At 66.5% G+C, this 22,277-nt stretch carries 17 protein-coding genes; 5 read left to right on the top strand and 12 right to left on the bottom strand.

The features are described 5' to 3' along the window. Nucleotides 1–161: 161 nt before the first annotated feature. Both ISP25_RS16430 and ISP25_RS16425 read right to left on the bottom strand, forming a co-directional pair. Entirely contained in the window at nt 162–698 is a 537-nt protein-coding gene (locus tag ISP25_RS16430; RefSeq protein ID WP_404616355.1) for a hypothetical protein, read from the bottom strand. 95 nt (nt 699–793) lie between these two features. Beyond that, nucleotides 794–2,956 carry an adenosylcobalamin-dependent ribonucleoside-diphosphate reductase gene (locus tag ISP25_RS16425; RefSeq protein ID WP_404615403.1) on the bottom strand — a complete coding sequence of 721 codons (2,163 nt, stop codon included), beginning with the start codon at nt 2,954–2,956 and terminating at the stop codon, nt 794–796. A 428-nt stretch (nt 2,957–3,384) separates the two neighbouring features. Here ISP25_RS16425 and ISP25_RS16420 point away from each other — a divergent pair, with 428 nt between their 5' ends. From ISP25_RS16420 to ISP25_RS16400, 5 genes are all read left to right on the top strand, one after another. Next, a complete protein-coding gene (locus ISP25_RS16420) occupies nt 3,385–4,674 on the top strand; it encodes a DegQ family serine endoprotease (protein ID WP_404616332.1) in 1,290 nt (429 codons plus the stop codon). A 215-nt stretch (nt 4,675–4,889) separates the two neighbouring features. After that, a complete protein-coding gene (locus ISP25_RS16415) occupies nt 4,890–6,149 on the top strand; it encodes a LysM peptidoglycan-binding domain-containing protein (protein WP_404615401.1) in 1,260 nt (419 codons plus the stop codon). A gap of 4 nt (nt 6,150–6,153) precedes the next feature. Continuing rightward, entirely contained in the window at nt 6,154–6,852 is a 699-nt protein-coding gene (locus ISP25_RS16410) for an HAD family hydrolase (protein WP_404615399.1), read from the top strand. A 61-nt stretch (nt 6,853–6,913) separates the two neighbouring features. Further along, complete coding sequence (locus ISP25_RS16405; protein ID WP_404615397.1) at nt 6,914–8,299, top strand: leucyl aminopeptidase family protein; 1,386 nt, start codon at nt 6,914–6,916, stop codon at nt 8,297–8,299. A 188-nt stretch (nt 8,300–8,487) separates the two neighbouring features. Then, nucleotides 8,488–10,218: a M1 family metallopeptidase gene (locus ISP25_RS16400; RefSeq protein ID WP_404615395.1), complete on the top strand. Its 1,731-nt coding sequence runs from the start codon at nt 8,488–8,490 to the stop codon at nt 10,216–10,218. Between the two features lie 118 nt (nt 10,219–10,336). Here the strand turns inward: ISP25_RS16400 and ISP25_RS16395 are convergent, their stop codons facing one another. The 10 genes from ISP25_RS16395 to mrdA form a co-directional block, all read right to left on the bottom strand. Beyond that, a complete protein-coding gene (locus tag ISP25_RS16395; RefSeq protein ID WP_404615394.1) occupies nt 10,337–10,945 on the bottom strand; it encodes a DUF4126 domain-containing protein in 609 nt (202 codons plus the stop codon). Nucleotides 10,946–11,066: 121 nt separating this feature from the next. Beyond that, nucleotides 11,067–13,346: a carboxy terminal-processing peptidase gene (locus ISP25_RS16390; protein WP_404615392.1), complete on the bottom strand. Its 2,280-nt coding sequence runs from the start codon at nt 13,344–13,346 to the stop codon at nt 11,067–11,069. Nucleotides 13,347–13,667: 321 nt separating this feature from the next. Further along, nucleotides 13,668–14,675, bottom strand: a complete 1,008-nt coding sequence (gene lipA, locus ISP25_RS16385; RefSeq protein ID WP_192159697.1) for a lipoyl synthase — start codon at nt 14,673–14,675, stop codon at nt 13,668–13,670. Then, entirely contained in the window at nt 14,672–15,340 is a 669-nt protein-coding gene (gene lipB, locus ISP25_RS16380; protein WP_192159695.1) for a lipoyl(octanoyl) transferase LipB, read from the bottom strand. Before lipB ends, lipA begins: the two co-directional genes overlap by 4 nt. An 86-nt stretch (nt 15,341–15,426) precedes the next feature. Beyond that, on the bottom strand, nt 15,427–15,717 hold the full coding sequence (locus ISP25_RS16375) for a YbeD family protein (RefSeq protein ID WP_404615389.1): 291 nt from the start codon (nt 15,715–15,717) through the stop codon (nt 15,427–15,429). Further along, nucleotides 15,717–17,000, bottom strand: coding sequence for a D-alanyl-D-alanine carboxypeptidase family protein (locus tag ISP25_RS16370; protein ID WP_192159691.1), 1,284 nt, complete (start codon nt 16,998–17,000; stop codon nt 15,717–15,719). Before ISP25_RS16370 ends, ISP25_RS16375 begins: the two co-directional genes overlap by 1 nt. 61 nt (nt 17,001–17,061) lie before the next feature. Then, nucleotides 17,062–17,982: a septal ring lytic transglycosylase RlpA family protein gene (locus ISP25_RS16365; protein WP_404615387.1), complete on the bottom strand. Its 921-nt coding sequence runs from the start codon at nt 17,980–17,982 to the stop codon at nt 17,062–17,064. Further along, a complete protein-coding gene (mltB, locus tag ISP25_RS16360) occupies nt 17,979–18,998 on the bottom strand; it encodes a lytic murein transglycosylase B (RefSeq protein WP_404615385.1) in 1,020 nt (339 codons plus the stop codon). Before mltB ends, ISP25_RS16365 begins: the two co-directional genes overlap by 4 nt. A gap of 118 nt (nt 18,999–19,116) precedes the next feature. Beyond that, on the bottom strand, nt 19,117–20,244 hold the full coding sequence (rodA, locus tag ISP25_RS16355; protein WP_192159685.1) for a rod shape-determining protein RodA: 1,128 nt from the start codon (nt 20,242–20,244) through the stop codon (nt 19,117–19,119). Further along, nucleotides 20,241–22,274, bottom strand: coding sequence for a penicillin-binding protein 2 (mrdA, locus tag ISP25_RS16350; RefSeq protein ID WP_404615383.1), 2,034 nt, complete (start codon nt 22,272–22,274; stop codon nt 20,241–20,243). Before mrdA ends, rodA begins: the two co-directional genes overlap by 4 nt. Nucleotides 22,275–22,277: the final 3 nt, after the last annotated feature.

The following is a 22,277-nucleotide window of genomic DNA, read 5'->3' as shown; positions in this document are numbered from 1 at the left end:
ATGTTCTTTACCTGAGTGGACGGCGGCGCGGGGAAACGGACTTGCGGGTTTTGCGGAACTCGTCGTTCCGATGCAGGCTGGAGGGATGGCGGGCGAAAGCGCATCGCCTCCAAGAGAAAAACGGCCGGCCCGGCGCGAGGCCGGGCCGGCCGTTTCGGGACTTACTTCTTGCGGGCGGCCTTCTTGGCGGCGGGTTTCTTCGCCGACTTGACGCTCGCCTTCTTGCTGGCAGTGGACCTCTTGACCGCCTTGGCGGCCTTCTTCACGGCAGCCTTCTTGGCTGTCTTCTTCGGAGCGGCTTTCTTCGCCGTCTTCTTGCTGCTGACCTTCTTTGCGGCCTTGGCGGGCTTCTTCGCCTTGCCGGCAACCTTCTTCGCGACCTTCTTCACCGCTTTCTTGGCGGCGGCCTTCTTCGCGACTTTCTTCTTGGCGGCTTTCTTGGGGGCGGCCTTCTTCGCCGCCGACTTCTTCACGGCCTTCTTGACTGCCTTCTTCGCGGCAGCCTTCTTGGCCGGAGCCTTCTTCGCAGCCGCCTTTTTCGGCGCGGCTTTCTTCTTTGCCGCCTTCTTCGGCGCAGCCTTCTTCGCAGCAGCCTTCTTTGGCGCAGCCTTCTTCTTGGCTGCCGCCTTCTTCGGTGCCGCAGCCGGAGCGGCCGGCGCAGGCACGGCGGCGGCCGGAGCTTCGATCACCGGCTCCACGGGAGCAGCCGGCGTCACACTGTCTTGCACTTCGATTTCAGGATCGTTGGACATGCGGTGTACCCCTCGGTGATCGTTGCGTCGTGGACTGCGTGTCAGAACTTGCCGTAATAGCCTTCCTTCAAGGCATCGAACAGGTTGGCGGCGGTATGCATCTCGCCGTCGTATTCCACTTCTTCGTTGCCGCGAAGTTCGACAACACTACCGTCCTCCAGCTCGAAGTGGTAGAGGGTGCTGGCAAGGTCGGCTTCCTTCACCAGCACACCCTGGAAAGCGGCGGGATTGAAGCGGAAGGTGGTGCAACCTTTCAGCCCCTGCTTGTAGGCGTAGAAGTAGATGTCCTTGAAGTCTTCGTACGGGTAGTCCGTGGGTACGTTCGCGGTCTTGGAGATCGACGAATCGACCCACTTCTGCGCGGCGGCCTGGATGTCCACGTGCTGCTTCGGGCTGATGTCGTCGGCGGCCACGAAGTAGTCGGGCAGCTTGGCCTGCGGGTCGTCGCTGAACGGCATGGCGTTGGCGTTGATCAGCGCGCGGTAGGCCAGCAGCTCGTAGCTGTAGACCTCGACCTTTTCCTTCGACTTCTTGCCCTCGCGGATCACGTTGCGCGAGTAGTGGTGGGCGAAGCTGGGCTCGATGCCGTTGCTGGCGTTGTTGGCCAGCGACAGCGAGATGGTGCCGGTGGGCGCGATGGAGCTGTGGTGCGTGAAGCGCGCGCCGGTTTCGGCCAGTTCCTTCACCAGGTTGGGCGCCACTTCGGCGATGCGCTGCATGTAGCGGCTGTACTTGGCGTGCAGCACGCGGCCGGGAATGCTCTGGCCGATCTTCCAGCCGTCGCGCAGCATTTCCGGACGGCGGCGCAGCATGTCGCCGGTGACGGTGTAGTCCTTGGCGAGCACGGGCGCGGTGCCCTTTTCCTTCGCCAGGTCCAGCGCCACTTCCCAGCCGGCCACGGCCATTTCGCGCGAGACGTCCTCGGTGAAGGACACCGCCTCGGCGCTGCCGTAGCGCATCTTGAGCATGGCGATGGTGGAGCCGAGGCCGAGGTAGCCCATGCCGTGGCGGCGCTTGCTGGTGATCTCGTCGCGCTGCTGCTGCAGCGGCAGGCCGTTGATCTCCACCACGTTGTCGAGCATGCGGGTGAACACCTTCACCACTTCGCGGTATTCGTCCCAGTCGAAGCGTGCCTTGGGCCCGAACGGATCGCGCACGAAGGTCGTGAGGTTGATCGAGCCGAGCAGGCAGGAGCCGTACGGCGGCAGCGGCTGCTCGCCGCAGGGGTTGGTGGCGCGGATGTGCTCGCACCACCAGTTGTTGTTCATCTCGTTGACCTTGTCGATCAGGATGAAACCGGGCTCCGCGTAGTCGTACGTGGAGACCATGATCATGTCCCACAGGTGCCGCGCGCGGATGTGACCGTAGATCTTGCAGGCAACCAGGCCGTCCTCGCGGTCGACGTAGTTCTCGTGCGTGGGCCATTCGCGCCACACCACCGTGGCGGCGTCGTCGAGGTCGAGCTCGTCGCGCTCCTTCACGTGGATGGGGAACACCAGCGGCCAGTCCTGGTCATGCTCCACCGCCTGCATGAAACCGTCGGTCACCAGCAGGCTGAGGTTGAACTGGCGCAGGCGGCCGTCTTCGCGCTTGGCGCGGATGAATTCCTTGACGTCGGGATGGCTGACGTCGAACGTGCCCATCTGTGCGCCGCGGCGGCCACCGGCGGACGACACGGTGAAACACATCTTGTCGTAGATATCCATGAAGGACAGCGGGCCGCTGGTGTAGGCACCCGCACCCGACACGTACGCGCCGCGCGGACGCAGCGTCGAGAACTCGTAGCCGATGCCGCAGCCGGCCTTCAGCGTGAGACCCGCCTCGTGCACCTTCTCCAAGATGTCGTCCATCGAATCGCGCACGGTGCCGGACACGGTGCAGTTGATAGTGGACGTGGCGGGCTTGTGCTCCAGCGCGCCGGCATTGGAGGTGATGCGGCCGGCCGGGATCGCGCCACGGCGCAGCGCCCACAGGAACCGTTCGTTCCAGTGCTCGCGCAGCTCGGGTGTGGCTTCCACCTCGGACAGTGCGCGCGCGACGCGCTGCCAGGTGCCATCGACATCGGCGTCCACCGGCACGCCGGCCTTGCTGCGCAGACGGTACTTCTTGTCCCAGATGTCCTGGGAAGCAGGCTGCAGCGGAATGGCCGCGGCGGCGTCGCGTTGCAATTCTGAACCCGTGACTGGCGCGCGCGCTGTGCTCATCGGCTCCCTGACCTCTCTGCGGCCTTGCGGCCTTGTTGTTTTGATTGCCGTCGTCGCTGTCGATCACATCGCCTGCGGCGTCCTGATGCCGCTGCGCCGCCTTGCCGTCCGGATGCCGGACCAGCCCCCCCGTGAAGCGATAACCACACCAGTGCTTGTCCGCTCGATCGCAGGGAGGCACAAGATGTTGTGATTGCGAACTCTTCGCAAGGTACTGCTGAGAGCGGCCGATGTAAAGTGGTTTTGGCCCCCGTAAACGCATCGACACGGGGAACCATGGCCCATCGTCAGCAGTCGAAGGCGCGCCGCTTCCGCATCCCGCACGAGGAGTCCGCATGTCATCCCGTCACCCGCATTTCCTGCTCTGGTTTGCCGGCGCCTGCGCACTGCTGCTCGGCGCCACCGTGCCCGGCACCAGCCATGCCACGATGCCGCCCGCGGTAGACGGCCAACCCATGCCTTCGCTGGCACCGATGCTGGAAAAGGTGACGCCGGCGGTGGTGAACATTTCCACCACGACACACGTGCAGGTGCGCAATCCGTATTTCGACGATCCGGTGTTCCGCCAGTTCTTCGGCCTGCCGGCCACGCCGCGCGAGCGTGTGGAACAGAGCCTGGGCTCGGGCGTGATCGTGGACGCAGCCAAGGGCTACATCCTCACCAACAACCACGTGGTGGGCGGCGCCGACGACATCACGGTGACCCTGCAGGGCGGCCACACGTACAAGGCCACCCTGGTCGGCACCGACCCCGACACCGACGTGGCGGTGATCCGCATCAATGCACCGAACCTGCATGCGCTGCCGCTGGCCGACTCCTCGGGCCTGCGCGTGGGCGACTTCGTGGTGGCGGTCGGCGAGCCGTTCGGGCTCAGCGAAACGGTGACGTCGGGCATCGTCTCCGCGCTGGGGCGCTCGGGGTTGAGCAAGTCGGGCTACCAGAACTTCATCCAGACCGATGCCTCGATCAATCCCGGCAACTCCGGGGGCGCCCTGGTGAACCTGCGCGGCGAACTGGTCGGCATCAACACCATGATCTTCTCGCCCTCCGGCGGCAACGTGGGCATCGGCTTCGCCATCCCCAGCAACCTCGCCGCCGAGGTGATGCGGCAACTGATCGCGCACGGCAAGGTTGCGCGCGGCACGCTGGGCGTGCAGTCGCAGGACATCACTCCGCGCATCGCGCAACTGCTCGGCATCGCCCAGGACAAGGGCGTGGTGGTCACCGGTGTCGATGCGGGCTCGCCCGCGGAGCAGGCTGGCCTGCAACCCGGCGACGTACTGACCTCGCTCGACGACAAGCCGCTGCGCAGCGTGAACGACCTGCGCAACGCCGAAGGCCTGCTGCCGGTGGGCAGCACGGTGAAGCTGGGCGTGCTGCACAACGGCAAGGTGCGCGAAGTCAGCGCCACGCTGCGTCCGGAGCAGCTCGCCAGCATCGACGGCGCCAAGCTGGACCCGCGCCTCGCCGGCGTCACCTTCACCGATCTCGACCAGAACCAGCGCGGCCAGGGCATGTACGGCGTCGCGGTGGGCGCGGTGCAGCCGAACAGCCGCGCCGCCGCCGCAGGCCTGCAAGCAGGCGACGTGGTGATCGGCGTGGGCAATGTGCGCATCACCGGCCTGCGCATGCTGCGCGAACTCGCTGGCGTGCGCCCGCGGCAACTCGCGCTGGTGGTGGCCGACGACGATGGCACGCACTATGTGATCGTTCAGTAATGGCGGTGTGCCATGCGCTGACGCATGGCACACATGCGTGAACGGGAGCATGCCGACAGACGTGCCTGCGTCGCACAAGCGCGGCTGCATGCTTGATGTTTTTGGCCCAGGCCGTTGAAATATCCGGTGTTCGTCCACCCTGTGCGCCGGCCGGGATCACGCGCCGCCACCCTCCGCCTCCTTCGCCTTCCATTCCTGTCGGGGTATTCCGTCACATGACCGTTCGTGCTGTCCGCCTGTTACCCGTCCTCCTGCTCGGCGCCTGCCTCGCCGCCCCCGCTTTCGCCGCCACGACGGCAACGACGAAATCCACCACCGTCCACCACAAGACCAGCAGCAGCAAAAGCAGGAGCAGCAAGGCACCCGCGTTGATCTGGCGCGGCGACGTCACCACCGCGCGCGCCGTGGTGATCGACATGGCGAAGGAATGGCAGCGCACCGGCCATACGCCGATCAAGCTGGAGCCGTTCAACACCGCCTCGGGCATCGATGCGGTGGCGGCCGGCACGGCCGATCTCGCCGGTAGCGCACGCAACAGCGACGGCACCCCCGAGGACGGCCACCTCACCTTCACGCCGGTGGCCTGGGACGCGCTGGTGATGATCGCCAATCCGTCCAATCCCGTGCGCAACCTCACCGTGCGCCAGCTGCACGACATCTATTTCGGCAAGATCACCAACTGGAAGGACGTGGGCGGCAAGGACGCACCCATCGACCTGTACGCGGTGATCAGCCCCAACGACGGCGTGGAATACAGCCTGCGCACCCTGCTGTTCGGCCACGGCGACCAGCAGATCTCCGCACCGCGCCTGTACCTCAACACCAAGGCGCTGGAAGACGGCATCGCGCTCAACCCGAACGGACTGGGTCTTTCCACGCTGGCCAACGTCAGCAGCAACCCCAAGCTGCGCACCATCCCGATCGACGGCGTTGCGCCGACCGAGGCGAACGTCGTCGACGGCAGCTATCCGCTGTACACCCCGCTGTACCTGGTGACCAATCCGAACAGCACCAAGGCCGCTGCCGTGAAGGAGTTCATCGACTTCCTGCAGGGCGACAAGGCCAAGGCCGTGCTGCGCAGCCACGCTGTGCTGCCTTACCAGGACGGCGCCGCGCTGGTGGCGAAAGACCAGGATCGCCGCGACAAGGTCTACGCCGAATCCACCGCGAGCCATGCCAAGGCACCTGTGCCCAGCTACGCCGTGGTTCCGGCGCTCGCGCCTGACGCGGCGCAAGCGCCGGTGTCGCCGCCGAACGCCGATGCCACGAAGACGGCAAGCACTGCTGGCACTTCCGCCGGCAACGCCAGCAAGTCCGCGGGCGGCACCGACAAGACCTATACCGTGGTCAAGGGCGACACCCTGTCCGGCATCGCCCAGAAGACCGGCGTGACCGTGACCGACCTGCGCGACTGGAACCATCTCAAGAGCGACAACATCAAGCTCGGCCAGTCGCTGCAGCTCAGCCGCAACTGACGTCGTGCCGATTCGCGCCATCACGCTCGATCTCGACGACACCCTGTGGCCAGTGATGCCGGCCCTCGAACTCGCAGACCGGGCGGTGGACGACTACCTGCGCGAACACTGGCCCGACGTGGCCCGCGCATGGCCCATCCCGGCCATGCGCGAGCTGCGTGCCCGGATGGCCGAGGCGCGGCCCGACCTCGCCCACGATTTCACCGCCCAGCGCAAGCTCACCCAACAGCACGTCTTCGCCTCCTGCGGCATCGCCGACGCGCCGCTGGACGCGCTATGGGAGGTCTACTACGCCGCCCGCAACACGGTGCAGCTGTGGCCCGACAGCCTGCCGGCGCTGCAGTACCTGGCGGCGCGCTGGCCACTGGCCAGCCTTACCAACGGCAACGCCGATCTCGTGCGTACCGGTGTGCAGGCACATTTCGCCCACCATGTCTGCTCGCGCGACGTTGGTGCGGCCAAGCCCGACCCGCGCATCTTCCTTGCCGCCGCCTCGCGCTTCGGCGTGGCCTCGCACGAGGTGCTGCATGTCGGCGACGATCCCGAACTCGACGTGGTCGGTGCGCGCCGGGCCGGCTTGCGCGCCGCATGGATCAACCGCCACGGCGAAACATGGCCCGCCGAGCTGGGTGAAGCGCCGGAGCTCAGCTTCGCCGATCTGCGCGAACTCGCCGACTGGCTGGAAACCCACGCCACGGCGTGACCGCGCGACGACATCGGCGCATCATCCGCGGTTGCGAAACACGCACGCCACGAGGCCATCCATGTCCGCCCTGCTCGACCATTCCACCGCCCCCCGCCATTGCATCGCCATCGAAGCCACCGATGTGCGCCATCTCGCCGCCGCGAAAAAACGGCTGGATGCCGCGCAGCGCCGCTGGCTGGACACGAGCGGTTTCGACGCGAAGCCAGGCAGTTCGATCCTGCTTGCCGACACGCACGGCAAGCTCGCGCGCGTGCTGGTAGGCGTGGACGCGAGCGACCCGCTGGCCGCACTCGCCGCGTTGCCGATGACATTGCCGGAGGGCGCCTATCGGCTCGCTGCCGAAGGCGTTGCGCTGGCTCCCGTGCAAGCCGCGCTGGGCTGGGCGTTGGGTGCCTACCAGTTCACGCGCTACCGCAAAGCGAAACGCGCGCCGGCCACCCTGGCGGTGGACACTGCCACGCTCGCCGCCGTGCAACCGCTGGCCGAAGCCACGACGCTGGTGCGCGATCTCGTCAACACGCCGACAGAGGACATGGGGCCCAAGCAACTGGGCGAGGCCATCGAGCGCCTCGGCAAGACGTACAAGGCCAAGGTGCGCGACTGGATCGGCGACGAACTCCTGAAAGCGAATTTCCCCACCATCCACGCCGTGGGCCGCGCCAGCCATCGCGCGCCGCGACTGGTGGAACTCACCTGGGGCAAGGAACAACACCCGAAGCTGGTGATCGTGGGCAAGGGCGTGTGCTTCGACACCGGCGGCCTCGACCTCAAGCCCTCCGACGGCATGCGCTGGATGAAGAAGGACATGGGTGGCGCCGCGCATGCCATCGCACTGGCGCAACTGGTGATGCAGGCGAAGCTGCCGGTGCGCCTCACCCTGCTGGTGCCTGCGGTCGAAAACGCGGTGAGCGGCAATGCGCTGCGTCCCGGCGAGGTCGTCGTCACCCGCGCCGGCCACAGCGTGGAGATCGACAATACCGACGCCGAAGGCCGTCTGGTGCTGTGCGACGCGATGGCCTACGGCGCCGAGCAGCAGCCCGAGCTGCTGATCGACTTCGCCACCCTCACCGGCGCCGCCCGCGTGGCGCTGGGTCCGGATCTCCCCGCGTTGTTCGGCAACGACGATGCGCTGGCCGATGCCGCGCTGGCGGCCGGTCGCGCGGTGGACGATCCGCTGTGGCGGCTGCCGCTGTGGCGCCCGTATCGCAGGATGCTGGATTCCTACCTCGCCGACTTCGCCAATGCCGGGCCTTCGCGACATGCCGGTGCGATCACCGCGGCGCTCTATCTCGAACGCTTTGTACCGGCGGGATTGCCTTGGCTGCACCTCGACACGTATGCGTGGAACGATGGGGATCGGCCTGGCAGGCCCCGTGGGGGTGAGGCAATGGGGTTGCGCGCAGTGTTCGCACTGTTGCAGCAACGCTATGGCAAGAAGGGGTGAGCTCTTCCCCTCCTTTGTCCATTGCCTGGACAAGTAACCGATCGGTTTCGGTCGCCTGCGGCAGGTGGTCGAAACCGCTCTGTTAATCGCGACAACCGCGAGACGGCGCCATACATGACTTTCGGCGATGTCACGCCACCCGGCAAAGTGGCATGGTGCGGGATTGGACTCCCGCAGAGAGATCGCCCATGCGCCCCACCCTGCTCACACTCAGCCTGGCCCTCGGTCTGGGCATCGCTGGTCCCACGCTGGCCCAGACCGCTGCCCCCAGCCAGCCACCGCTCACCGCGTTGACCAAGGATTCCGGCACACCGATGCCGGCCGAGCAGAAGCGCGTGCACTTCGACCACGCCGAACTGCACATCGCGGTGACACCGGATACGCGGAGCATAGCCGCCAGTGCCACGCTCACCTTCGGCGCACTGGAAGCCACCGACGTCCTGATGGTGGATCTGGATCGCAACCTGCCGGTGAGTGCGATCAGCGTGGACGGCCAACCGCTGCCCGCCAGTGCATGGAGCAATCCGGAAGGTCGTCTGCGTATCCAGTTGCCGCACGCGGTGGCCAAGGGCGGCAAGGTCAGCGTCACCATCGCCTACGGCGGCAAACCGCACGTGGCGAAGATGGCGCCGTGGGACGGCGGCTTCGTCTGGAGCCACACCAAGGACGGCCAGCCCTGGGTGGGCAGCGCGGTGGAAGGCGAAGGCTGCGACCTGTTCTGGCCCTGCATCGACCAGCCCGACGGCAAGCCCGATCTCGTCGATCTCTATGTGAACGTGCCCAAGCCGCTGGTGGCGCCCGGCAACGGCGTGCTGGTCGGCGTCAGCGACGAGGGCAAGACGCGGACCTACCACTGGCGCGCCAAGCATCCCACCACCTACGCCATCTCGATCAACGTGGGCCCGTACAAGGAGCTCGCCGGCGAATACAAGAGCCGCTACGGCAACACGATTCCGTTGCAGTACTGGTACCTGGCCGGCGAGGACGCACAGGCGAAGGCGCTGTTCGCCGAGTTCCCGCGCATGCTGGATTTCTTCGAGGCGAAGATCGGCCCCTACCCCTGGGGTGACGAGAAGATGGGCGTGGTGGAAACCCCGTACAAGGGCATGGAGCACCAGACCATCAACGCCTACGGCAACCAGTACGCGAAAAACGGCGGCGGCTTCGACGACCTGCTGCAGCACGAGTTCGCGCACGAATGGTTCGGCAACCAGATGACCAACGCGAATTGGGACGACATGTGGCTGCACGAGGGTTTCGCCACCCTGATGCAGCCGCTGTATGCGCAGTACCTCGACGGCGACTCCACGTACTACGGCTGGCTCAACCGTCTGCGCATCATGGTCGAGAATCACCACCCGGTGGTGTCCGGCACGCCGCGCACCGAGGAAGCCGTGTACGAAGACGCGCGTGGCGGCCCCGGGCAGGACATCTACAACAAGGGCGCCTTGATGCTCGAATCGCTGCATCGTCTGATCGGCGAGCGCGCGTTCTACGACAGCATCCGCCTGCTGGTGTACGGCCGTCCCGATCCCAAGCCGGGCAACTTCGCGCCGCAGTACCGCACCAGCGCCGACTTCATGCGCATCGTGAACCAGGTCACCGGCAAGGACTACGACTGGTTCTTCAAGGTCTACCTGTACCAGGCCGCGCTCCCCAAGCTGGATGCAAAGCGCCATGGCGACACGCTGGATCTCGCCTGGCAGGCACCGAACAACCTGCCCTTCCCGATGCCGGTGGACGTGCAGGTGAACGACACCGTGCAAACCGTGCCGATGACCGACGGCCACGGCAGCCTTGCGGTGCCGGCCGGCGCGCTGGTGACGATAGACCCGCATTCAAAACTGCTGCGCGACGAGCCGCGCCTCACCGAGTTCGTGCAGTGGATGAAACAGCAGCGCAAGAGCGCGAAACCCTGACGCCGGAACTCGTGTAGGAGCGCACCCTGGGCGCGAATTGCCTTGTGCCTTGATCGAAGCGCAGGGCAATCGCGCGCAGGGTGTGCTCCTACCGAAGTGATCGCCGGTGGCGGGACGGTCAACCCGCGCCGGAGAGGAAGCCGCCGATCCGGCGCAGCCGCTGCCCCAACGTGCGCAAGCCGCGCAGCAGCCTGGGCAGCAACCAGCACAGCAGTAATACGAACAGCGCCAGCAACACTAGCAAGGCCAACGGGTGGCGCCACATCAGGTAGAGGCCGCCCACCCAGGTGAGGTCCTCGCCGGCGCTGGCCGTCCAGTTGCTCAACGGCTCGGGCGAGGTGTTGATCAGCGCGCGGCCGCCAGTCTTGGCCAGGTGCGTGCCGGCGGTGAGCGCCCCGCCCAGCAGTGCAGCAGCCACCTGCGTGCCCGCACCCGAATCCTTGAACACGCCCCATGCCAGCAGCATGCCCACCGGGATGCGGACGAAGGTGTGGATCGCGTCCCAGACGCTGTCGAATGCGGGGACCTTGTCGGCAAGGAATTCGCCCAACGCGAGCACTCCGGAAACCGCCAGCACCCAGGTATCGGTGAGCATCGCCAGTCCTGGCGGCAGGTGTACCCAGCCTAGCCGTCCGAGCATGCCGGCGACGAACACGGTGGCGTAGAGGCGGAACCCGCTGGCCCATGCCAGGCCGCCGGCCAGCGCGATGTTCGACAGCGGATCCATGGCAACCTCCCGGCGCGGATGGCGACACGCTCGCGCAGCACCGCCGCGAGGTCAAGTCAGCGGCACGGAAACGACCAGGGGCGCCGCAGCGCCCCTGGTCGTTTCCGTATTGCAGGTGGCCTCAGTGCGCCGCGGTGGCGGATGCCGCTGCGGCGGGCTTGGCCGACGTGACTGCGGCGGCCGGCTTCTGCGCAGCGGCCACAACCAGTTGGGCAAGGTAATCGCTGCCGGGAGGCAGGATCACGGTGGCAGCCTTGGGATCGGTCTTCAGCATGTCGACTTCGTCGGACACGATGTGCGCGGCCTCGCGCAGTTGGGCGTCGGGCGCATCCTTGGCGTCCTTCTGCTGCTGCAGTTCGGTCTTGAGGCTGCGTTCGCCGGGGTCGAGGCCGTCGTCGAGCGCACCGTCCTGGTCCTTGAGATAGGCATCGCTGCCGTCGATCGCCTTCTGGCGATCGCGGAAGCTGGCCTGCAGCGCATCCTGCTGCTTGCGCTCGGCCTCGCGCTTGGCGAAGTTCAGCGACACCGAGGTCTGGTCTCGCATGGTCTTGTACTGCGCCAGCTGGTCCAGCATCAGCTTCCACGCAGGCGAGGTCGCCACGCGCGCATCGTGCTCGCCGTCCAGCTGCTGCACGTAGGCCTTCACGTCGCCCTCGACCTTGTAGTCGGCCGGCGCGATGTGCGTCCACGGCAAGGCGTTGTCGTAGGTGGATTCGCCGAAGTCCTTGGCGTCGCCATTGCTCGGGAAGGCGATGTCCGGCGTCACGCCCTTGATCTGGGTGGAACCGCCATTGATGCGGAAGAACTCCTGCACCGTCATCTTCAGCTCGCCGTACTGCGGCTTGCCGTCGGGGTTCTGGCTGTAGTGGTCGAGGTCGATCAGGGTCTGCACCGTGCCCTTGCCGAAGGTGGGCGTGCCGATGATGATGCCGCGGCCGTAGTCCTGGATCGCCGCGGAGAAGATCTCCGAAGCCGAGGCCGTGCCGCGGTTCACCATCACTGCCAGCGGACCGTCCCACAGCGGCGTGGTGTTGTCCGCGCCCTGCACGTCCACCTGGCCGCGCGCATCGCGCACCTGCACCACGGGGCCCTTGCCGGTGAACAGCCCGGTCATCGAATCGGCCTCGGCCAGCGAACCGCCGCCGTTGCCGCGCAGATCTACGATGATGCCCTGCACGCCGGCTGTCTTCAGCTCGCCAATCAGCTTCGCCACGTCGCGGGTGGCGCTGCGGAAGTCCTTGTCGCCTTCGCTGCGTGCACCGAAGTCGGAGTAGAAGCTCGGCAGGTCGATCACACCGATCTTGCGGACGCCACTGCCGTCCTTGATCTCGATGATCTTCTTCTTGGCCGCGCTCTCTTCGATGTTGACCTTCTTGCGCACGAGGCTGATGACCTCGTGCTTGCCGTCGGGACCGGCGTCGGCGGGCAGGATCTCCAGCCGCACCGTGGTGTCCTTCTTGCCGCGGATCAGGTTCACCACGTCGTCGATGCGCCAGCCGATCACGTCGGTGAACGGGCCGCTGTCGCCCTGGCCCACACCCAGGATGCGGTCGCCGGGCTTGAGCTTGCCGGACTTCTCCGCCGGGCCGCCGGGCACCAGGCTGAAGACGATGGTGTAGTCGTCGCGCGACTGCAGCTGCGCGCCGATGCCTTCCAGCGACAGCTTCATCTGGATCGCGAAGTCCTCGGCCGCGCGCGGGCTGAGGTAGTCGGTGTGCGGGTCGGTGGTGTTGGCGTAAGCGGTCATGAAGGTCTGGAAGGCGTCTTCGCCGTCCAGCTGCTTCACACGCTCGATGTAGTTGCTGTAGCGCTTGGTGAGCGTCTTGCGGATGTCGTCGTCGCCCTTGCCGGCGAGCTTGAGGCGCAACCAGTCGTTCATGGTGCGCTTGCGCCACAGATCGTTCAGCGCCGCGTCGTCCTTCGCCCAGGTGGCGTCCTTGCGGTCGTACTGGTAGCTCTCGTCGCCGTTGAAATCGAAGCCGCCCTTGAGCAGGTCGCGCGCATAGCTCATGCGCTGCACGGCGCGCTGCAGGAACTTGTTGTAGATGCCGAACGGGACCGTGAGGTCCTGGTTCCAGATCGCGTCGTCCAGCTGAGTCTGGTCCGGCGCGAACTGGTCCATGTCCTGCTGGGTGAAGAACACCTTGTCCGGATCCAGCAGCTTGATGTAAGCCTTGTAGATCTTCTGCGACATCGCATCGTCCAGCGGCTGCGCGTCGTAGTGGAAGCGGGTGAGGAAGCGCGCGGAAAGCTGCGCTGCCTGCGCCTGCGTCGCATCGGGTTTGAGTGGCCACGTGGCCGCCTTGCGTTGGCTGCCTGCGCCGAGGTCGGCGGCGGATTGCGCAAAGGCACAGGTGACGGTCAAGCCCAGCAGCAGGGCCAGCGCGGGACGAAAGGTCATGGTTGGAGCCTGTTCAATGCCTTCGCATCGCCCGCGCCGGAAACCGTTTGCGCGCAGACCAAGGAAGAGCGGGAGGGTGGACGTCCGTCCACGACTAAGTGATGACGCAGGGATGCGGGCAAACAGATCCGGTCCACACACGGGGAGAGTCCATGGATGGACTCGGCTTTGAGGAGCGGGGAAGAGCCGCCCTGCCGTAGCTGCCATGCGATAGCGCGCGGCCCGGCCTGCCAACCACGCAAGCGCCGCGCCGCGCGCCACCAACCGGCGGCTACGACAACGCTACGCGAGCCATGGGAAGGCATGCGATAGGCTCTCATCTCAAAGGTCGGCGACACCGGCCGCGTGGGCCTGCAGGTCGGCGTGGTAGGAAGAGCGCACCAGCGGGCCGGAGGCGACGTGATGGAAGCCCATCGCCTCGCCTTCCTCGCGCAGTTCGTCGAATTCCTCGGGTGTCCAGTAGCGCACCACCGGATGATGGTGCGGCGTGGGCTGCAGGTACTGGCCGATGGTGATCATCTCGACGTCGTGCGCACGCAGGTCGCGCATGGTTTCGAGCACCTGCTCGCGCGTCTCGCCCAGGCCCAGCATGATGCCGGACTTGGTGGGTACGTCGGGATGCTGCGCCTTGAAGCGCTTGAGCAGGTCCAGCGACCACTGGTAGTCGGCGCCCGGACGCACTTCGCGGTACAGGTGCGGCACGGTTTCCAGATTGTGGTTGAACACGTCCGGCGGGAAGTCCTTCAGCACCTCCAGCGCGCGCTCCATGCGGCCCTTGCCGCGGAAGTCGGGCGTGAGGATCTCGATGCGGATGTTCGGGCTGGCGTGGCGCGTGGCGCGGATGCACGCGGCGAAATGCTCAGCGCCGCCGTCGCGCAGGTCGTCGCGGTCCACCGAGGTGATCACCACGTACTTCAGGCGCATGTCGCGGATGGTCTCGGCCAGGCGCGCCGGCTCCAGCGGATCGGGTGCGGCCGGGCGGCCATGCGCCACGTCGCAGAACGAGCAGCGGCGCGTGCACACCTCGCCGAGGATCATGAAGGTGGCGGTGCCCTTGCTGAAGCACTCGTGGATGTTCGGGCACGAGGCTTCCTCGCACACCGTCACCAGCGAGTTCTCGCGCAGGCGCGACTTCAGCTGTTGTACGGCATTGCCTGGCGGCAGGCGTACGCGGATCCAGCTCGGCTTGCGCAGCACCGGCGTGCCGGTGTCGAAGCCGGCGCGGTTCAGCGCGATCTTGTCGTTGCCGAGTTGCTTTTCGCCCGCGGGCGCGCCGCTGACGACGCTGATCGGGATGGACTTGGCGGGTGAAGCGGAGACTTCGCTCATGCGGATTCGCGTGCGGGGAGTTCGGGGATGACGGGGGTGGCCGGTTCGGCGCGGAAACCGAACTGGCGGCAGAACTCTTCCGCCAGCACATCTTCCACGTCCGCCAAACGCGACGGGCCGCCCAAGTCTAGCACCTGCGTCACCGCCAAACCCTTGTAGCCGCAAGGATTGATGCGATGGAAGGGTTCGAGGTTCATGTTCACGTTGAAGGCGAGGCCATGGAAGCTGCAGCCGCGGCGCACACGCAGGCCCAAGGCGGCCACCTTGGCCTCGGCCACGTAGACACCGGGCGCTCCCTCGCGGCGCTCGGCGACGATGTTCCAGTGCGCCAGCGTCTCGATGATGGCCTGCTCGATCCTGTTGACCAGTTCGCGCACGCCCACCCCGGCACGGCGCAGGTCGATCAGCGGATAACCCACGATCTGGCCGGGGCCGTGATACGTCACCTGCCCGCCGCGGTCCACCGGAACCACCGGGATCTCGCCGGGTGCCAGCACGTGCTCCATCTTGCCGGCCTGGCCCAGGGTGAACACCGGGTCGTGCTCCAGCAGCCAGAACTCGTCCACCGTGTCGGCGGTGCGGTTGTCGGTGAACGCGCTCATCGCCTTCCATGTCGTCGCATAGGGTTGACGGCCTAGGCGACGGATCTTGAGCGGCAGTGACATGGCAGGACCAGGCAGAGCAGGAAGGAACATAAGATGCGGTCAGCCACCGCAAAGCCAAGGGCGCAGTGGTGGCCGTCCTCGGCCGGTTACAGCGTGTAGCGGATATCCGGGTCGGCACGCAGCGCGGCATGCGCACTGTCGTACTGCTCCCGGCTGTCGCAACGGAAACTCACGGTGACGGAAACATAGTTGCCGCCGCCGGAGTGGCGATGCCGCACGGTTTCGTGCAGCACGTGCAGGCCGCCGCGTTCCAGCAGCTGCGGCACGCGCGCGGGCAGGTCGGCGTCGGCCTTGCCCACCGCGGTGATCTCGAATTCGCCGGGAAAGCGAAAGCCCTTGCCTTCCCGCTTCGCCTGGCTGAAATCGATCTCTTGCATCACTTCGCGCTCGCCGGGGCGGCCGGTGCAGGTGCGGGCGCATCCGCGTCGGCCTTCTTGTTGCCGTGGAACCAGAGCAGGATCGAGTCCCACAGGCGCGAGAAGAAACCGCCCTGCGGCGCCTCGTTCAACGCAACCAGCGGCACGTCCTTGATTGGTTGGCCGTCCAGCGTGATATGCAGCGTACCTACCTGCTGGCCCTTCTTGAACGGCGCGATCAGGGTGGCGGGGATGTCCATCGCAGCCTTGAGCTGGTCGTACTGGCCGGTCTTCACCGTCACCAGGACATCCTCGGCCACGCCGATCGGCAAGGCGTTCGCCTCGCCCTTCCACAAACGCGGGGTAGCCAGCGGCTTGCTGGCGTCATACAGCTTGTGGGTTTCGTAGAAGCGGAAGCCGTAGTTGAGCAACGCCATCGCCGCATCGGCACGGGCCTTGTCGGTGCTGGCGCCCATCACCACGGCGATCATGCGCTCGTCGCCATGCTTGGCCGAGGCGTCGAGGCAGAAACCGGCAGCGGCGGTGTGGCCGGTCTTGATGCCGTCCACGGAAGGGTCGCGCCACAGCAGCGCATTGCGGTTCTGCTGCTTGATGCCGTTCCACTCGAACTCCTTGATCTTGGAGATCGCGTAGTCCTCGGGGAAGTCATGGATCAGCGCGCGCGACAGGATCGCGATGTCGTGCGCGGTGGAGTAGTGGTCGTCCACCGGATAGCCCGATGCATTGACGAAATGCGAATTCACCATGCCGAGCTGCTTGGCATAGGCGTTCATCAGGTTGGCGAACGCGTCCTCGGACCCGGCGGCGTGCTCGGCCAGCGCGATCGCCGCGTCGTTGCCGGACTGGATGATCATGCCCTTCAGCAGATCGTCCAACTCCACCTGGCTGCCCAACTTGAGGAAGCTGGTGGAGCCGTCGGTGCCGCCGCCGCCGCTGCGCCACGCGTGCTCGCTGATGGTGACCTGGTCGTTGTTGTGGAGGCGGCCGTTGGCGATCTCGGCGGACACCACGTAGTCGGTCATCACCTTGGTCAGCGAGGCCGGCGGCCGCCGGTCGTCCGGAGCCTTCGAGGCGAGGATCTGGCCGGTGGCGTAGTCCATCAGCACCCAGCTCTGCGCATCCACGTCCGGCGGCGGCGGTACCGGCATCGGCGCCACCACCGGGTTCGGCACTCCGCTGGGATGTGGCGGGGTCGTCGGGTGCGGCGGCGTCTGGGCAACGGCGACGCCGGCCACCAGCGCGGCGGCGGCAAGCGGGGTCAGGATGCGGCGGATAAAACTCATCGTGATCGTGTTCCGGTATCTGCTGGACGGCACCCGCGAGCGCCATCGATGGAAAAGTGCGTCAGTTTACCGCGACCTTCGGCCGCGGCAGCCCCATGCCCTCGATGCGGTTGGTCACTTCGTCAGCGCGATCCACGCTGTCCAGCGGCCCAACGCGCACGCGGTGGATGGTGCGGTCGTTGATCTGAACCTGTTCAAGCTGTACCGGCGCGAAATTGGCTTGGCGCAACTGCGCGGCCACCCGCTCGGCATTGGCCGGATCGGAAAAGGCGCCCACCTGCAGGTAGATGCCTAGCGACCCGCCTTGGCTTGTGACCGGCGCGGGCGGCGGTGGTTCCTGTTCCGGCGCGCCCGGATCGATGCCCTGCACTTCGACCAGCCCGGTCCCCTTGGGCCAGACGCCGATGCGCACGGCGGCGGCATACGACAGGTCGATGATGCGGTTCTCATGGAACGGCCCACGGTCGTTGATGCGTACGATCACGCTCTTGCCGTTCGAGAGGTTGGTCACCCGCGCGTAGCTGGGCAGCGGCAACACCTTGCTCGCGGCGGTGAACTTGTACATGTCATAGTCCTCAAGGCTGGATGTCTTGTAGCCATGGAACTTGTTGCCGTAGAAGGACGCGATGCCGCGTTCGTCGTAGCCGCGCGCACTGGCCAGCACGCGGTAGCTCTGGCCCAGCACGGTGTAGGGCGACTTGTTGCCGTACAGCGAATGCGGTTCCGCCTGCGGCACCGGTTCGGGAAGGCTGTAGATGAAGGCCGGCGGCGCACCCGTGGGTGAGCTGTCGCTGCTGTCCCCGTAGCGCTTGTCCTGCGGCAGGCTGGTGTCGTCGCCACGATGGAACCAGCCGTGATGAGCGCTTTCCGACGGCGCAGCGGCACCGGCCGTCGGCGTCGCAGGTCGCGTGGCCGGTCGGCCGCCGCAGGCAGCCAGCAGCAACGCCAGCGCCAGCAACGGCAGGCCGCGCCACGACCTCATTGGGCGCCGCCCCCGTTGTCCGCGTCGTGTACGCCATCCATGATGGCCTGCGCCAGCTGGTGCACCGCCATCGCGTACATCGGGCTGCGGTTGTAGGTGGTGATCACCTGGAAATTGTTGAAGGTGAACCATTGCTCCGATCCGCTCATGCCGGCCAATGTCAGCAGACTGGTCGGCTCGCCGGGATTCAGGTGCTGGAACGGCGCATACCCCCAGGCCTCCAGCTGTTCCAGCGGCCATTGCGGCTTCGACTGCCAGTCGCCCAGCGGCTTGGCCGCGCCGTCCGCCTGCGCGCGCGCCGCGACGGGGCCGCCGGCGACCCAGCCGTGCTTGGCGAAGTAGTTCGCCACGCTGGCAAGGATGTCGGGCAGCGAGTTCATCAGATCGATGCGGCCATCGCCATCCTCGTCCACCGCGAAGTCGCGGATGCTGTCGGGCATGAACTGGCCCCAGCCCTGCGCGCCGGCATAAGAACCGGTGAGGGTGGCCAGCGGACCGGCGAGTTGGCTGTCGGGCAATTCCAGCAAGGTCTTCAACTGCTGGCGGAAATAGGGCGCGCGCTTCGGGTAGTAGAAGCCCAGCGTCACCAGCGCATCGAGCACCTTGTACTTGCCGGTGACTCGCCCGTAGGACGTCTCCACGCCGATGATCGCCACGATGTACTGCGAGTCCACGCCGTACTGCTGGCCGATGCGCTCCAGCAACGCGCGGTTCGCGCGATAGAACGCCACGCCGTCGTCGATGCGTTTCTGGGTGAGGAAGATCGGCCGGTACGCGCTCCACGGCTTGGATTCCGCCGGGCGGTTCATCGCATCGAGGATGCTTTGCTGCATCTGCGCCTGGTCGAGCAGCGCATTCAACGCGGCAGGATCCTTGCCGGTGTCGCGCGCCACCTCCTGCACCAGCGCGGACTGGCCGGGATGGGTGTCCGCCAACACCGGCAGCGACGCGACGATCAACAGCAAGGCAAGCGAGAACAGGCTGCAGATACGGCGCGGCGCGGCATTTACGGGCATGGCTTGTCGACTTCGGCAACGGCTGCATCGAAGCGTAACACGCACTTCGCATGGCTTTTGCGATCGTCCTTGATCGCGAAGATCACATGGGCGTCCATCCATGGCCGCACTCTTCAATTCAGTCGTGCCGCTTGCGGTGCGCGTGGATCGACATCAGCATGCCGAAGCCCACCAGCAAGGTCACCGCCGAGGTGCCGCCGTAGCTCACCATCGGCATCGGCACGCCCACCACCGGCAGCATGCCGGAGACCATGCCGCCGTTGACGAACACGTAGACGAACAGGCTCATGCCGATCGCGCCGGCGAGCAGGCGCGAGTAGGTCTCGCGCGCTTCCATCGCGATCCACAGGCAGCGTCCGATGATGAAGGCGTACAGCACCATCATCAGGCACACGCCGACCAGGCCGAACTCCTCGGAGAACACCGCGAAGATGAAGTCGGTGGTGTGCTCGGGAAGGAAGTCCAGCTGCGCCTGCGAGCTGTGCATCCAGCCCTTGCCGAACGCCCCGCCGGAACCCACCGCGATCTGCGACTGGATGATGTGCCAGCCGTTGCCCAACGGGTCGGACTCCGGATTGAGCATGGTAAGGATGCGGCCGCGCTGGTACCCATGCATGAAATGCCAGGCGATCGGCGCCATGCCGGCCGCTCCGACCAGTAGCAGGCCGATGCGCCACCACGCCATGCCCGAGAGGAACAGCGCGAAGCTGCCCGCCGCCGCCACCAGCAGTGCCGTTCCCAGGTCCGGTTGCTTGCCGATCAGATAGGCGGGAATGGCGATCAGCACGCCCACCATCGCGATGTCCTTCCAGCGCGGCGGCAATTGGCGCGGATGCAGGTACCACGCCACCATCATCGGCATGGTGAGCTTGGCCAGTTCGGAGGGCTGGAAGCGCATCACGCCCAGGTTCAACCAGCGGTCGGCGCCGCGCCCCTCGCCCAGCACCGACACCACCACCAGCAACAAGGTGCTGCCGGCGTAGAGCCACGGCGTCCAGTTGCGCAGGACCGACGGCGGGATGCGCGAGATCAGCAGCATCAGCACGAAGCCCAGCACGAAGCGCAGGGCCTGCCCGACCACCTGACCGCTCGTTGGGCCGCCATCGCCAGCGGCAGCGCTATAGAGCGTGCAAAGTCCCGCCACCGCCAGCAGCAGCAAGGCCCCCGCCAGCGGCAGGTCGATGCGCGGCCGCGTCAGCACGCGGCGCAGCAGGCGCTTCATCCGCACATGCAGCATCTCGATCATGGCGGATTCTCCTGCGACGACGTGTTCGCGGGCTCGTCCTGGGGCGTGTCCTGCGATGCATCCGTCGCCGCGCCAGGCGTCGACGCGCTCGATGCCGGCGCGTTCGGCGGCGCAGGCGCACCCGACACGACATCGGGAGAAGACAGACTGCCCGGTTGCAGCGGCGTATCCGGCGGCGCGTCCGACTGGGTGGCCAGCCACGCGTCGAGGATCTTGCGCGCGATGGGGCCGGCCGACGACGCGCCCCATGCACCGTTTTCCAGCGACACCACCACCGCGATGCGCGGCTCCTCCGCCGGCGCGAACATCTCGAACCACGCCCGATGGCGGCTGGCGAGGTAGGCGAGGCTGGTGTTCTCGTTGTACGCGTCGGTGTGGCGCGAGTAGATTTCGGCGGTGCCGCTCTTGCCGGCGATGGTGTACGGGAAGCCCTTGCCCAGCCCGTAGCCGGTGCCGCGCGGGTCGTTCACCACCATCTGCATGCCATCCACCACGGCTTGCCAGTCGGCCGGATTGTTGATGACCGATGGGCCGCTGGGCGGATTGGGCAGCGGCTGCTTCGGCGCATCCACGTCGGTCTGCGTAGCCATCACCAGCCGCGGCGCGTACGGCACGCCGTGCCCGGCGAGGATGGACAACGCGTGCGCCAGTTGCATCGGTGTCACCGTCCAGTAGCCCTGCCCGATGCCCGCGATGATGGTTTCGCCGGGGAACCACGACGTCTTGTAGCGCTTGGCCTTCCATTCGCGCGAGGGCAGGATGCCGCTGGATTCGCCATTGAGGTCGATGCCGGTGGGCTGGCCGAAGCCGAAGCGGCTCATCCAGTCGTCGTAGCGGTCGATGCCCATGTCCAGCGCGAGCTTGTAGAAGTAGGTGTTCACCGACCACATGATGGCCATGCGCAGGTTCACCGTGCCAAAGCCGCCACGGCGGTCGTCGCGGCGGCAGAAGGTGGTGCCGGGGACGCAGAACGTGCCCGTGGAAAGCACGCTGTCCGACGGCGTGCGCAGGCCCAGTTCCAAGCCGCCCAGCGCCAGGAAGGGCTTCACCGTGGAGCCGGGCGGATACACGCCGCGCAGGGCGCGGTTGAGCAGCGGCTTGTCCGGCGCGGTGTTCAGGGTGCTGTAATCGATATGGCTGATGCCATCGACGAACAGGTTGGGATCGAAGCTCGGCACGCTGACCATCGCCAGCACCTGTCCGTTGCGCGGATCGATCGCCACTGCCGAACCGACCTGACCCGCCAGCGCCTGCTCGGCGGCCTTCTGGATGCGCGCGTCGATGCTGAGGTAGATGTTCTTGCCGGCAATGGCCGGATGCGTCTGCAACACGCGTTGCGTGCGGCCGTCCGCGTTCACTTCCACCAGTTCGTAACCCGGGGTGCCGTGCAGCATGTCCTCGTAGGAACGCTCGACGCCGATGCGGCCCACATGGGTGGTGCCCTTGTAGCTTCCGGGATCGAGCCGGTCGAGGTCGTCCGCGTCGATGCGCGCCACGTAGCCGATCACGTGCGCGAACAGTTCGCCCAGCGGATAGCGCCGGTTCTGGTAGGGCACCACGTCCACGCCGGGGAAGCGCCAGCGGTTCACCGCGAAGCGGTCGATCTCGTCCTCGGTCAGGCGCATCTTCAGCGGCACGCTCTCGAAGCGGTGGCTTTGCTTGAGCAGCTTATGGAAAGCGTCGAGGTCGTCCTGGCTGAGCGGGATGACCTGGCCAAGCTGCTCCAGCAGGGCCTTCATGTCGGTCACCTGCTCGGGCACCACTTCGAGCCGGAACGCAGGCACGTTGTCGGCCAGCAACACGCCGTTGCGGTCGAAGATCAGGCCGCGGGCCGGCGGTATCGCAATGGGCTTGACGCGGTTGTTCTCCGAGCGCGCGGCGAATTCGTCGTAGCGCGACACCTGCAGGGTCGCATAGCGAACCACCAGGCCGATGAGGGCCAGCACGATCAGCGCGAAGCCCGCCAGCGCACGGCGGCGGAACAGCTCGAGTTCGCTGCGTGAATCCTTGATCGCGCGCCGCAGCTTCATCGC

It is taken from the genome of Rhodanobacter hydrolyticus, assembly GCF_044904645.1.
Note: the sequence above shows the minus strand (reverse complement) of the source record. Positions and strands in the feature narration are given on the sequence as shown.

Coding starts and splice junctions, on each gene's coding strand:
- ISP25_RS16425 (WP_404615403.1), bottom strand. CDS start 2,956: ATGAGCACAGCGCGCGCGCCAGTCACGGGTTCAGAATTGCAACGCGAC.
- ISP25_RS16420 (WP_404616332.1), top strand. CDS start 3,385: ATGCCGCCCGCGGTAGACGGCCAACCCATGCCTTCGCTGGCACCGATG.
- ISP25_RS16415 (WP_404615401.1), top strand. CDS start 4,890: ATGACCGTTCGTGCTGTCCGCCTGTTACCCGTCCTCCTGCTCGGCGCC.
- ISP25_RS16405 (WP_404615397.1), top strand. CDS start 6,914: ATGTCCGCCCTGCTCGACCATTCCACCGCCCCCCGCCATTGCATCGCC.
- ISP25_RS16400 (WP_404615395.1), top strand. CDS start 8,488: ATGCGCCCCACCCTGCTCACACTCAGCCTGGCCCTCGGTCTGGGCATC.
- ISP25_RS16395 (WP_404615394.1), bottom strand. CDS start 10,945: ATGGATCCGCTGTCGAACATCGCGCTGGCCGGCGGCCTGGCATGGGCC.
- ISP25_RS16390 (WP_404615392.1), bottom strand. CDS start 13,346: ATGACCTTTCGTCCCGCGCTGGCCCTGCTGCTGGGCTTGACCGTCACC.
- lipA (WP_192159697.1), bottom strand. CDS start 14,675: ATGAGCGAAGTCTCCGCTTCACCCGCCAAGTCCATCCCGATCAGCGTC.
- lipB (WP_192159695.1), bottom strand. CDS start 15,340: ATGTCACTGCCGCTCAAGATCCGTCGCCTAGGCCGTCAACCCTATGCG.
- ISP25_RS16375 (WP_404615389.1), bottom strand. CDS start 15,717: ATGCAAGAGATCGATTTCAGCCAGGCGAAGCGGGAAGGCAAGGGCTTT.
- ISP25_RS16370 (WP_192159691.1), bottom strand. CDS start 17,000: ATGAGTTTTATCCGCCGCATCCTGACCCCGCTTGCCGCCGCCGCGCTG.
- ISP25_RS16365 (WP_404615387.1), bottom strand. CDS start 17,982: ATGAGGTCGTGGCGCGGCCTGCCGTTGCTGGCGCTGGCGTTGCTGCTG.
- mltB (WP_404615385.1), bottom strand. CDS start 18,998: ATGCCCGTAAATGCCGCGCCGCGCCGTATCTGCAGCCTGTTCTCGCTT.
- rodA (WP_192159685.1), bottom strand. CDS start 20,244: ATGATCGAGATGCTGCATGTGCGGATGAAGCGCCTGCTGCGCCGCGTG.
- mrdA (WP_404615383.1), bottom strand. CDS start 22,274: ATGAAGCTGCGGCGCGCGATCAAGGATTCACGCAGCGAACTCGAGCTG.